Below are 12,428 nucleotides of genomic sequence, written 5' to 3' on the forward strand. Positions count from 1 at the left end.
CCAGCAACGCCGCACCGCCAGCCGGCGCCTCGCTGCGCAAGCCGAAAAGCTGGGCCGGGCAGCTGCGCGTCGTCCAGATCGTCCGCGAGACGCCGACGGTGCTGACCTTCCGCCTCGCCGATCCGGCGGCCGATCGGCTGCCGTTCGACTTCCTGCCGGGCCAGTTCCTGCAGGTCGAGGTGGAATCCGAGGATGGCAAGGCGGCGCGCCGATCCTATACCATCGCCTCCTCCCCGACGCAGCGCGCCTATGTCGAATTGACGGTCAAGCGCGAGGAGCAGGGCGTCGTCTCGCGCCATCTGCACGACAAGGTTTCCGCAGGCGACCTTCTGAAGGTGAGCGGTCCATTTGGTGCCTTCACTTTCACGGGGACCGATGCGCAGAGCATCGTCCTGATCGCGGGTGGGGTGGGCATCACACCGATGATGTCGGTCCTGCGCTATCTCGCCGACACGGCGTGGGATGGTGACATCTTCTTCTTTTACGGCGCTCGTTCCACCGAAGAATTTGTGTTCAGGGACGAGATCGAGCGTCTCGAGCGCCGCTTCGCCAACCTCCACGTCATAGCGGCCATGCAGCGCTCGCCCGGCACGGTCTGGATGGGCCCCGAAGGCCCGATCACCCGGGAAATGATTCTGGCGGCGGTTCCCGAGATTGCGAGCCGCCGCATCCATATGTGCGGCCCACCGGCAATGATGGGCGCGATGCGCACCATACTTGCCGAGCTTGGCGTGCCCGAAGCGCAAGTGCACACCGAAGCGTTCGGCCCGGCCTCGCTGCCTGCCGATGCCAGCGATCTCGAGGTGAAGCCCGCTCCCTCACCAGCGCAGCGGCCGCCCCCCGGTTCAGAGGTCGCGCCCAGCACGGTCACATTCTCCGTATCGGGCGTTTCGGCGGCCTTGCCCGCGGAAGAGACCGTGCTCGAGGCGGCGGAAGGCGCGGGTGTGGAAATCCCCTATGCCTGCCGCGTCGGTCAGTGCGGCGTCTGCGTCGTCAAGCTGCTCGAGGGTGAGGTGACGATGGCGGTCGAAACCGGCCTGGCGCCGTCCGACAAGGAACAGGGCTATGTCCTCGCTTGCCAGGCCAAAGGAACGGGTACACCGCTCGTCGTGGAAGCCTGATGCGCGAGCGGGGTGACCTCATAGTCGGCCTCCTGGTCGCCTTTCTGCTGCTGTTTCCGCTCGGCTACCTCGTGCATGTGTCGCCACGCTTTCCAGGCAGTCTGGCAGGTGGGATCGTCGGCATCGTGGCATTGGTGCTGATGCTGCTGACCCTTCCCTATGTGGCGGCAAAGCACATCCCATGGGTCGACAGGGGCCTCTCGCATTTTGTGAGGAAACCGACGCTGCTCGCGATCCACATCTATGCCGGTGTGCTCGCGCCGATCCTCGGGTTGGTGCACGCCGCGCACAAGTTCGAGAGTCCGGTCGGTCTACTTCTGACGATCATCCTCTTGATGACGGTCATCACCGGCTTCATCGGCCGCTATCTGCTCGCCCAGATCGCCAAGGCGCTCAGGGGCCGCAAGTCGGAACTGGCCTCGCTTCGGTCCGCCTTTCTCGACGAGCCGGCCACGGCATTGACGATGGCAGCACCCAAGGCGCCACTGTCTGGCTGGAAGCGCTATCTCTTCGTCGTGGCCGATGCGCCGGGCGCCGACCTGCCCGAGGACAGGGGGGCGCTCGCAGCGGCGCTCGCCGACACCGAATTTGCGATCCGGGCAGAAGAGGCGACCAACTCGCTGTTCGCGAAATGGCGGTTCCTGCACATCCTGCTGGCCTGCCTCATCTTCGGGCTGCTGGCGCTTCATATCGGCGCCGCGATCTATTTCGGGCTGCGCTGGCTATGAGGTGGCACCGCCTCTTCTATGCCGTCTTCATCGCAGCCCTGCTGGCGATCATAATCGCGATTCCGGTCCGGATGCGATCGAGCGCGCCGGCGGATGCGGGATTGGTCGCACGGCTCGTGGTGCCGGGTCCGCTGTCGAGTGCCCACCAGGCGTTCGCGAGCCAATGCACCGCCTGTCATACGCCCGGCAAAGGCGTGGAAGCCAAGACGTGCCTAACCTGCCATGCCGGAACGGATTTCGGCTTCAAGCAGTCGACGCAGTTTCATGCTCGCGCGACCGAATGCACGTCCTGCCATGTCGAGCATGAGGGTGATCGCGGGATCATCCGCATGAACCATGCAGCGCTGCTCGACCCCCAAGTGTTCCGACAGCCCATCAACGGGTCCGCCGTCAATCCGCATGGTTTCTCGCCCGAAGCCGGGTTGAACTGCGCGAGCTGCCACTCCTACCGCGATCCCCACCAGGGACTGTTCGGCACCGATTGCGCGAGCTGCCACAAGACCGACAGTTGGAAAATCGCGAACTACCGGCATCCGTCGGTCAATTCGACCGAATGCTCCGAGTGCCACAAGGCGCCTCCAAGCCATTTCATGGAGCATTTCAGCATGGTCTCGGAGCGTGCCGCCGGCAGGAAGGCGCGCGTCGACCAATGCTACGCCTGCCACACGACCGACAGCTTCAACAATATCCGCCGGCGAGGCTGGTATGATCACCATTGAAGCGGGATGGCTGAGCGCCTTCTTCCGGTTCGCGGTGATCGGTCTCGAGCTCGCGGGGACGCTGACGATCCTCGTCGGCGCTGCGTTGGCGACGGTGCTGTTTGCAAGGCGGGCAAGGGCTGGCGATCGGACGGAAGCCTATAGTGCGTTCCGCTCCGCCCTAGGCCGCAGCATTTTGCTCGGTCTCGAATTCCTGGTCGCGGGCGACATCGTCAAGTCGCTGGTGATTAACCCCACGCTCGATGATCTCATCGTGCTTGCCGGTCTCGTGCTGGTCCGCACTTTCCTCAGCATCTCGCTCGGGGTCGAAATCAACGGCCATTGGCCGTGGGAGGAAACCCGGATGGCGCGGGAGAAGGCGCGCGACGCATCGGATGGTTCGTCGCCGAAGACTGACGCAGCGTCCCGAGGTGGAACGCCAGCGGTGAAAGAGCAGATGGGAGCATGATGATGATCGAAAGACGCGAATTGCTGATGGCGGGCGCCGGCCTAGCGGTGGCCGGTGCGATGGCCGCTCCGGCGGCGGCGCAGCACCGTTCAATGGAGGGGATGGCGATGCCCATGTCGGACTGCGTCGATCAATGCATCACGTCGCACCGCATGTGCCTGGAGACTGCAACCAATTTGACGAAGCAGGGCGGTGCTCTGGCGACGGCCGCACTGATCGCGATGCTGACCGACTGCGCCGAGATATGCCAGACGACGGCGAACTCCATGCTGCGGCAATCCTCCTTCCACCGGATCCTGTGCCGCGCCTGCGCCGAGACCTGCGAGCGATGCGCGCAGGAATGCCTCCGTCATTCCGAGGACCAGCAGATGGCTCGTTGTTCGGCTACCTGTAAGGAGTGCGCCGCAAGTTGCCGGATGATGGCGGATATGGCCGGCTGAGCGGCGGGCTTCGCATATTACGTATACAGCTAGGCCGAAGGCGACACCATTTCACGGGCAAGCTCCGAGAGGAGCGACAGTCGACCGGGCATCTGCCCGGTCGAACCGAAAACCCAGACGTGAAGGAATGGATACTTGCGCAAAAAGACGGCAGTTATCGTTTCGCTCGCAGCTCTCGGCATCCTTGCCGTCGGCGCCGGGCCTGTTCTCGCCGACGGAATGCCGCCGGGCATGCCTGATCTTGAGGAGACCCTCAAGGCCAAGCCGGCGCCCGCCCAACCCGATACCGCCCACATGCAGGGCATGCGGCATGGCAAGGAACAGATGCACGGCCAGATGATGCAGGGGCATCGGATGGCGATGCAGGGCTCGCGGGACCAGGATGGCGCCTCCGGCATGTCGCGGATGTCGCGTGGCGGTTGCTGAACCGGCAAAGAAGCCAGGTTCGGCGACAGGGTTGACCGCTGGCCCACAGCCGTGACGGGCAGTTGAGCTGCATGGTTCGGCCGAAGCTTTGGCCCGCCGTTCCCCCACGGCGGGCCAATTGCCTTTATGGCTGGTCTGAACCAGCAAGACCGGTCGCGGGCATGCAGTTGCTTGACCCCGGACACCATGATCCAACCCGCGTAAACCAGCGAGTACCACTGCTGATCGAGCCGGATTCGTAACTTACGTATACAGAGTAGATCCCGTTTGCAGCATTGCAGTGCCGGAATTGCCGGGATCGGAACCTCGATCGGGCAAGAGGGACAACATTTCGGAGACCTTCAATGCGAAAGACGACGCTTTTCACCGCCGCGGTCAGCTGCTTGGCGACCTTGACCCTCACCGGCACGGGTCTGGCCCAGTCGCGCCCGCGACGCCGCCCCCTGCCGCCCAGCCGACGCCATCGCCGTCTCATCCTCACCAGCAGGGCATGGATCATGGCGGGCAGCAGATGCACGACCAGATGATGCAGGATCATCAGTCCGGCATGCAGAAGCAACAGGGACAGCAGGGCATGCCCGGCATGGCAGGCACGTCCAGCGGATCCGCCGCGGCGAATGGATCGGGCATGGCCGACAAGCCGGCGAGCGGCTGCTGTGAGATGCCGATGAAAAAGGCGAAGCCGGCCCCCAAGAAGAAGGCCCCCAAGCCCATGGCCGACAAGCCGATGAGCCACATGTGAGGTTTCCAGCCCCGAGAACAAAACCCCGGGGGCTGAGGGCCCGCCGCCGCCCCCGCGGCGGGCCAGTTCTTTGACAATGCAGACGGTTCGCCGTCTTCCCCGGTCACCATTCCCGGGAAGCAGGCGTCCGTCGCGAGAGGGGGAGAGACGGCGATGCGGAAACATCTGAGCATTGGCGCTACAATAAGCCTTCTGCTGTTCAGTAGCACGCCGCTCCTCGCGCAGGGCGTCGGCCATAGCTTCTTCATGCGGGACAAGATCGTCCGAATGTATGCGGGCGGCGAGGTCGCCTGCGGCGGCCAGGCCGATGGTGCGCAGGTAGGGCAGATCCTCGAAGTCTACCATGCCACGCCCCGTCATCGCTGCATGGTCGGCCATGTCCAGGTCGACCAGGTCTTCGACGATTATTTCGCGCACTTCCAGGTCACGAATGGCACGCCGCTGAAGGACGACTGGGTCAGGCTGAAGCGTAGTACCTCATAGCGTACACGATGACCGCCAAGTGATCGGGGTGCATTTAAGAACGCCGATAGCGTGGCCGCGAACCATTTGTCTGCGCTCACGAATATACCGTCCGTAATTCAATGAGACGCGTCGGCTCTTCAGTCATCTTTGATGCCTCATCTTGCTAGCGCGGCATCCGACTGGTTCCTGCGGAACTTACTTATAGGACGGCTTGCCGGAGGGTCTACTCCATCAAGCGCCGATGGAGATGGAGACAGGCGATGTACGAGAAAGCGATCGGGACCATCAATGCCGCACCGTCGTTCCGGCATCGGTATGACAATTTTATCGGCGGCCGCTGGAGCGCTCCCGCCACGGGCGAATATTTCACGGACACGAGCCCGATCAACGGCGCCGTGATCGCCGAGTTCGCGCTTTCAAGCCCGGAAGATGTCGAGCGCGCGCTCGATGCGGCGCACGCTGCCAAGCATCAGTGGGCCAGGCTCTCGCCGGCCGAACGCGCCCGGCTGCTCAACCGGATCGCGGACCGGCTGGAAGATAATCTGGAGCTGCTAGCGCTCGCCGAGACGATCGACAACGGCAAGCCGATCCGCGAAACGCGCGCCGCTGACGTCCCGCTGGCAATCGATCATTTCCGCTACTTCGCCGGCTGCATCCGGGCGGAGGAGGGCGCGATCTCGACGATCGATGCCAATACGATCGCCTATCATTTCCGCGAACCGCTGGGCGTGGTCGGCCAGATCATCCCGTGGAATTTCCCGCTGCTGATGGCGGCCTGGAAGATCGCGCCGGCGCTTGCTGCAGGCAACTGCACGGTCATCAAGCCCGCGTCCCAGACGCCCTTGACGCTGATGATGCTCGCCGAGCTCACCGCCGACATCCTGCCGCCCGGCGTGCTCAACGTCGTGACCGGTCCGGGGCGAACCGTAGGTCAGGCGATCGCCGCCAATCCGCGCATCGCCAAGGTCTCCTTCACCGGCGAGACCGTCACCGGCAAGCAGATCATGCACGCCGCCGCCGATCATCTCATCCCGCAGACGATGGAGCTTGGCGGCAAGTCGCCTAACATCTTCATGGCAGACGTCCTTGATGAGGACGACAGCTTCTTTGACAAGGCGCTCGAGGGCTTCACGCTGTTCGCCTTCAACAAGGGCGAGGTCTGCACCTGTCCCTCGCGCGCGCTCATCCATGAATCGATCTTCGACCGCTTCATGGAGCGCGCGGTGGCGCGCGTCGCAGCGATCCGCCAGGGCGACCCGCTCGATCCCTCGATCCAGGTCGGCGCCCAGGCATCCGAGGACCAGCTTCGCAAGATTTTGGGCTATATCGAGATCGGCAAGGCCGAAGGCGCGCAATGCCTGACCGGCGGTGCCAGAGCGCTTCCCGGCGGCGAGTTCGACCAGGGTTATTTCGTGCAGCCGACCGTGTTCGTCGGCGAGAACCGCATGAGGATCTTCCAGGAGGAAATCTTCGGGCCGGTTCTCTCGGTGACGCGGTTCAAGACCGCCGAGGAGGCGATCGCGATTGCCAACGACACGGCCTATGGCCTCGGCGCGGGCGTCTGGACGCGTAACGGAAACAGCGCATACCGTCTCGGCCGCGCGATCCAGGCCGGGAGAGTCTGGACCAACTGCTATCATCAGTATCCCGCCCACGCCGCCTTCGGCGGCTACAAGGCGTCGGGGTTCGGGCGCGAGAACCACAAGATGATGCTCGACCATTACCAGCAGACCAAGAACCTGCTTGTCTCCTATGACGAGCATGCGCTCGGCCTGTTCTGACACCCTCGCAGTAGGAGAAGAAGACATGGCGAAAACCATGAAGGCGGCCGTCGTCCGCGAATTCGGCAAGCCGCTCGTGATCGAAGAGGCGCCGATCCCCGAAGTCGGCCCCGGCCAGATCCTCGTCAAGATCGCAGCAACCGGCGTGTGCCATACCGATCTGCACGCGGCCGAGGGCGACTGGCCGGTGAAGCCCAATCCGCCGTTCATTCCCGGGCACGAGGCGTCGGTCATGTCGCCGCCGTCGGATCGGGCGTCACCCATGTCAAGGAAGGCGACCGGGTCGGCGTTCCCTGGCTCTACACCGCCTGCGGCCATTGCGTGCATTGCCTGGGCGGCTGGGAGACGCTGTGCGAACTCCAGCAGAATACCGGCTATTCGGTCAACGGCAGCTTCGCGGAATATGTCCTCGCCGATCCCAACTATGTTGGGCATCTTCCCGACAATGTCGACTTCATCGACATCGCGCCGATCCTCTGCGCGGGCGTCACGGTCTATAAGGGCCTGAAGGCTACCGAGGCAAAGCCCGGCGATTGGGTCGTCGTTTCCGGGATCGGCGGTCTCGGTCATATGGCGGTGCAATATGCCCGCGCCATGGGTATGAACGTTGCCGCGGTCGACATAGACGATAGCAAGCTTGAGCTCGCAACCCGCCTTGGGGCCGCGCTGACCGTCAACGCACGCGGCGAGGATCCTTCGGTCGCCATCAAGAAGGCGATCGGCGGTGCGCAGGGCGTCCTCGTCACCGCGGTATCGCCCAAGGCCTTCCAGCAGGCGCTGGGCATGGTCCGGCGCGGCGGCACGGTGGCGCTCAACGGCCTTCCGCCCGGCGATTTTCCGCTGTCGATCTTCGACACCGTGCTCAACGGCATCACGGTACGCGGATCGATCGTCGGCACCCGGCTCGACCTCATAGAAGCGCTGGCCTTCGCCGGCGAAGGCAAGGTCCACGCAACCGTGCACGCCGAGAAGCTCGAGAATATCAACGATGTTTTCGCGCGCATGCACCATGGCGACATCGAGGGGCGGATCGTCCTCGATCTGGCCTGACCATATTTGACGAAAGCGACGGTCATGCCCTCGTTTCATAGTTTCCCGATCGCGCGGCGCCGCTTCGTCCAGGGGCTGGCGGTCGGCGCAGGCGTTGCCGGATTCGCTCCGGCGCTGCTGGCGAAATCCCTTTCCGCGTCGGCCGGCGAACTGCGCGGAACCGAGTTCGACCTCGAGATCGCCGAGCTGCCGGTCAACTATACCGGCAAGCGCCGGGTCGCGACGGCGGTGAACGGGGCGGTCCCGGCACCCGTCTTGCGCCTGCGCGAGGGCGACACCGTCACGCTGCGGGTTCGCAACAGCCTCAAGGAAATGTCGAGCATCCACTGGCACGGGATCATCCTGCCCGCCGAAATGGACGGCGTCCCGGGCATCAGCTTCGCGGGCATCGCGCCGGGCGAGACCTTTACCTACCGGTTCGAGGTTTGCCAGACGGGGACCTACTGGTATCATGCCCACACGCTCGCCGAGCAGACCGGGCTTTACGGTGCGATCGTCATCGATCCCAAGGTGCCGACGGGTTCTGTTCCCGACCGCGATTATACGATCATGCTGAGCGACTGGTCGGACGAGCCGCCGCTCCAGATCTTCACGAACCTCAAGAAGCTGAGCAGCTATTACAATTTCGCGCAGCCGACCGCAGGCGACTTCCTCAAGGACGTCGGCTCGATGGGGCTTGGCAAGGCCCTCGAGCGCCGGCGAATGTGGAACACGTCGCGCATGAATCCGACCGATTACAGCGATATTTCCGCCGCGACCTACACCTATCTCATGAACGGGACGACGCCCGCGGGCAACTGGACCGCCATCGCCGCGCCGGGCGAGCATGTTCGCCTCCGCTTCGTCGGCGCCGGGACGGCGACCTTCTTCGACGTGCGTATCCCCGGTGTCGCGCTCACGATCGTCTCGACCGACGGGCAGGCGGTGGTGCCGGTGACGGTCGAGGAGTTCCGGATCGGGCCCGGCGAGACCTATGATGTCGAGTTCACCATGCCGGACGGTGATGCCCGCACGATCTTCGCCCAGTCGATCGACCGCACGGGGTTCGCCCGCGGCACGATCGCGCCCGCGCCCGGCATGGTCGCGCCCGTGCCGGCGCTCGATGCGCGGCCCTGGCTCGACCCCGTCGACATGATGGGCGCCATGACCGCAATGGGCGGCGAACATGCGGGGCACGGCATGACGGAGATGCCGCCCAAGGCCCGGCATGCCCGCACCGAATATGGCGCGAACACCGACATGCGCGTCGACTATCCTCGCGCCAATCTCGACGACCCGGGGGCGGGCTTGCGCGGTCGATCATGGCGCGTCCTGACGCTGGCAGACTTGAGGACACCGACCGGAGATCCCGATCCGCGCGAGCCGGAACGCGAGATCGAGCTCCACCTCAACGGCAATATGGAGCGGTTCATCTGGGCGCTCGACGGGATCAAGCTCAACGACTCGCGGCCGCTTCACTTCAAGCCGAACGAGCGGCTGCGCATCACCCTGGTCAACGATACGATGATGGCCCATCCGATGCACCTCCACGGCATGTGGAGCGACGTCGAAGCGCCGGACGGCACTTTCCAGGTCCGCAAGCATACCGTGGTGGTCCAGCCGGCCCAGCGGGTGAGCTTCCGGGTCACGGCGGATGCGATGGGCCGTTGGGCGTTCCACTGCCATCTGCTCTACCATATGGCCGCCGGCATGTTCCGGGAGGTGGTGGTCGCATGACCGGCCTTGCTCGCCCACAAGGTGCTCCGTTCGCCTTTGTCATTGCGCTCTTGGCTGTGGCGGTCGCGCCCGCCCATGCTCAGGTCGCGCCTCACCAACACGTCCCGGCCGCGCCGCCGATCGCGCAGCAGGTTCAACCGGAAGAACCGCCCCGGGCCGAGGACCATGCCGGCATGGATATGTCCGGGGTCGACGTGTCGGGCGGCAGCACGAAGATGGACATGGGCCGGATGCAGGGCGGCAAGGCCCCGCCGGACGCGCGCGACTCCAACGACTATGCCGACGGCTACCGTAATTCCAGCCTGCCGGGTTATGAGATGGCCGACAAGCTCTCGATCCCCAAGATCCTCGTCGACGAACTGGAGTTTGCCACCGGCAACGAAGGGCAAGGTTTCGGTTGGACGGTGCTGGTCACCAGGGGACAGGACAACGACAAGCTCTGGCTGCGCAGCCAGGGACTGAAGAACTCCGGCGATCGCCTCGATCCCGAGAGCAGCGTCGAGGCGCTCTGGTGGCACAGCAAGAACCCGTTCTGGGGCACGCTGTTGGGCGTTCGCCAAGATCTCGGCAAGGGTGCCACGACCTGGCTCGCCGCCGGCGTCGAGGGTCTGGCGCCCTACTGGTTCGACGTCCAGCTGACCGGCTATGTAGGTGACGACGGCCGTGTGGCGGCCCGTGCCAAGGCTTCCTATGAAGTGCTCTTCACCAATCGGCTCATCCTGACGCCGCAGGTCGAGACCAACGTCTATTCCAAGCGCTCCACCGACCGCGAGCTCGGCAGCGGCTTCAGCAATGTCGAACTGAGCGGCCGGCTGCGCTATGAAATCTCGCGCAAGTTCGCGCCCTATGTCGGCTTCGTCTGGGAACGCGCGCTGGGCGGCACCGCCGATTTCCGGCGCGCGGATCGCGAGCTTGTGACCGAGCATCGCGTCGTGGTCGGCTTGCGCGTGTGGTGGTGACCCGCAATGCGGCGCCGGCAGGATCATTGAACGAACCCGGGCGTCGCGACGAAGGGGACGGCGAGAAGGAGACAGCCTTCCGCTCGCCGATCTTGCTGCAGTTCGCCGTCGCCGCTGCGGCGGCGGGCCAGACCGCTATCCTTGCGTTCCTGCCGTCGCTCGTCGACGAGGGACCGGTCCCACTGTCGCTGCGCGCCCATGACTTCCACGTAGCGAGCCTGAGTGCGGCGCATCCCCTTGCGGCATTGCTCTTTGCGCCGCTCTGGGGCTGGCTCGCGGACCGCATGGACTATCGGGTCCTGCTGCGCGCCGCGCTCATCCTTCTCGCTTTTGCCTTGGCGCCGGTCGGGGTCGTGGCGCTTCCGACACTCTATCTCCTGCGCGCTCTCGCGGGCATGTCCGCGGCCGCGATCATACCGCTCGCATTGCTCTCCACGAGCTTTGCCGGAGGTGGACGGGCCGAGCGGGCGATGCACTTCACCTGGCTCACCGCCTTCGTTTTCCTGGGCGATCTGTCCGCTCCGCTGCTCGCGGAGGTCTCCGGGGCGGTATTTCCTCGAGCGCCGCTCCTGATGCTGTCGGTCGCCGTCGCCATGATCGCCGTGCTCATGTTGGTTGCGCCCCTGCCGGTGCGCGGCGCCGCGCGGCCCGGGAGCGGTGGTGATGGCGAAGCACAGTCGCTTCCGACCACTTCGATCCTGCTCCTTGTCACGGTCGTCGGCGGTGGGGGCCTTGCCGCCATGCATGTCAGCTTGTTGGTGACCCGCGTTGAAGCCAGTCTCAACCGCGAGGCGATTGCATGGATGCTCAGCCTTTGCGGACTGGCGATGTTGGCGGCGCAGCTGTTCCACACCAGGGTCCCGTGGCTGGTGACAGCCCCCAGATTGCTCGCGTGCCTTACGCTTGGGCTTCTCGCCGCCGCCTTGTTCGTCTTTCCCTATGCGTCGTCGATGATCGTGATCGCCGGCCTCATTGTCGCGGCCGGCTGGAGTTCCGCGAGCCTTCGTCTCGTGACGAGCTTCTGGATCAGCGGCCCCACGCTTCCGTCCGGCTGGAAGCTGGGGCTGCAGCATGCCGCAGCCAGCATTGGCCAGGCTCTGGCGCCACTGGCGATTGCCTTAGCCGATCCAGGGGAGCAGTCGTTGATCCTGATAGGCATCGGCTGGATGTCGATCCTTCTCCTTGTGGCGCTGCCGCTGGTCTGGCGACGCAGGCCGGGTTCGACAAATGCCACCGTTTGATGAGGGGGAGGCGGCATTGGTGCGTATTGAACAATAGGTGCAAACGTCTACCGCTCATCGTCACTGTTCAGGAATCTGTCCATGAAGACCCGTTTGTCTGCCGCCTTGTTGTTCCTCACCATGCCGGGCGTCGCTCTCGCCGCCAGCGATGTCGTCGTTCGCCGGGACCCGGGATGTGGATGCTGTGAGAAGTGGGCGCGGGCTGTCCAGGCGAAGCTCGGCCGCAAGGTCATCATGGAGGACGATGCCGCGCGGCCTGCTTTGCGGCGCAGGGTCGGCGTCCCCGTGCAATTTTCTTCCTGCCATACGGCCCTGATCGACGGATATGCGTTCGAAGGCCATGTCCCGATTTCCGACATGAAGCGTTTGCTCGCCACCCGTCCCGCAGGCGTCAAGGGGCTCGCCGTCGCTGGCATGCCGCTTGGCTCGGAAGGCATGGAAGTGCCGGGCGTCAAGTCCCATAGCTATGATGTCATCGCCTTTGGCGCTGCCGGCCCGCGGGTCTTCGCACGACATTGAATTGCATAGATGCCGGTCTCGCATTGTCGGAGCGTTCGGACCTTTGGTGGCCGCTGCACCTTCAACCTCTGCG

At 64.6% G+C, this 12,428-nt stretch carries 13 protein-coding genes and 1 pseudogene; all 14 read left to right on the top strand.

Going from position 1 to position 12,428, the window contains the following annotated elements; all coding sequences use genetic code 11:
- Positions 1-1,121 (top strand): 2Fe-2S iron-sulfur cluster-binding protein (locus BF95_RS18125; RefSeq protein ID WP_043153200.1); only part of this gene is annotated, 1,121 nt, incomplete at its 5' end.
- A complete protein-coding gene (locus BF95_RS18130) occupies positions 1,121-1,849 on the top strand; it encodes a hypothetical protein (RefSeq protein WP_043153203.1) in 729 nt (242 codons plus the stop codon). The genes BF95_RS18125 and BF95_RS18130, both read left to right, overlap by 1 nt.
- Positions 1,846-2,568 carry a cytochrome c3 family protein gene (locus tag BF95_RS18135; protein WP_043153205.1) on the top strand — a complete coding sequence of 241 codons (723 nt, stop codon included), beginning with the start codon at positions 1,846-1,848 and terminating at the stop codon, positions 2,566-2,568. The genes BF95_RS18130 and BF95_RS18135 overlap by 4 nt, the downstream gene beginning before the upstream one ends.
- Positions 2,555-3,016, top strand: coding sequence for a DUF1622 domain-containing protein (locus BF95_RS18140; protein WP_021243994.1), 462 nt, complete (start codon positions 2,555-2,557; stop codon positions 3,014-3,016). The genes BF95_RS18135 and BF95_RS18140 overlap by 14 nt, the downstream gene beginning before the upstream one ends.
- On the top strand, positions 3,016-3,456 hold the full coding sequence (locus BF95_RS18145; RefSeq protein WP_031290675.1) for a four-helix bundle copper-binding protein: 441 nt from the start codon (positions 3,016-3,018) through the stop codon (positions 3,454-3,456). The genes BF95_RS18140 and BF95_RS18145 overlap by 1 nt, the downstream gene beginning before the upstream one ends.
- A gap of 135 nt (positions 3,457-3,591) precedes the next feature.
- Positions 3,592-3,882 (top strand): hypothetical protein, encoded by a 291-nt coding sequence (locus tag BF95_RS18150; RefSeq protein ID WP_021243996.1) that lies wholly within the window; start codon positions 3,592-3,594, stop codon positions 3,880-3,882.
- Positions 3,883-4,393: 511 nt separating this feature from the next.
- Positions 4,394-4,624 (top strand): hypothetical protein, encoded by a 231-nt coding sequence (locus tag BF95_RS27925; protein ID WP_162472459.1) that lies wholly within the window; start codon positions 4,394-4,396, stop codon positions 4,622-4,624.
- A 153-nt stretch (positions 4,625-4,777) separates the two neighbouring features.
- Entirely contained in the window at positions 4,778-5,107 is a 330-nt protein-coding gene (locus BF95_RS18160; RefSeq protein ID WP_043153208.1) for a hypothetical protein, read from the top strand.
- A 242-nt stretch (positions 5,108-5,349) separates the two neighbouring features.
- Entirely contained in the window at positions 5,350-6,870 is a 1,521-nt protein-coding gene (locus BF95_RS18165) for an aldehyde dehydrogenase family protein (RefSeq protein WP_021243999.1), read from the top strand.
- A 25-nt stretch (positions 6,871-6,895) separates the two neighbouring features.
- A pseudogene (gene adhP / locus BF95_RS18170) lies at positions 6,896-7,920 on the top strand (alcohol dehydrogenase AdhP).
- Between the two features lie 24 nt (positions 7,921-7,944).
- On the top strand, positions 7,945-9,636 hold the full coding sequence (locus BF95_RS18175; protein WP_021244001.1) for a copper resistance system multicopper oxidase: 1,692 nt from the start codon (positions 7,945-7,947) through the stop codon (positions 9,634-9,636).
- Positions 9,637-9,809: 173 nt separating this feature from the next.
- Positions 9,810-10,595 (top strand): copper resistance protein B, encoded by a 786-nt coding sequence (locus tag BF95_RS18180; protein ID WP_051187084.1) that lies wholly within the window; start codon positions 9,810-9,812, stop codon positions 10,593-10,595.
- A complete protein-coding gene (locus BF95_RS18185; RefSeq protein ID WP_081659662.1) occupies positions 10,592-11,836 on the top strand; it encodes an MFS transporter in 1,245 nt (414 codons plus the stop codon). Before BF95_RS18180 ends, BF95_RS18185 begins: the two co-directional genes overlap by 4 nt.
- Positions 11,837-11,917: 81 nt before the next feature.
- Positions 11,918-12,355, top strand: coding sequence for a DUF411 domain-containing protein (locus tag BF95_RS18190; protein ID WP_021244004.1), 438 nt, complete (start codon positions 11,918-11,920; stop codon positions 12,353-12,355).
- Positions 12,356-12,428: the final 73 nt, after the last annotated feature.

The sequence above is a fragment of the Sphingobium sp. Ant17 genome, from assembly GCF_000588875.1.
GTDB lineage: Bacteria > Pseudomonadota > Alphaproteobacteria > Sphingomonadales > Sphingomonadaceae > Sphingobium.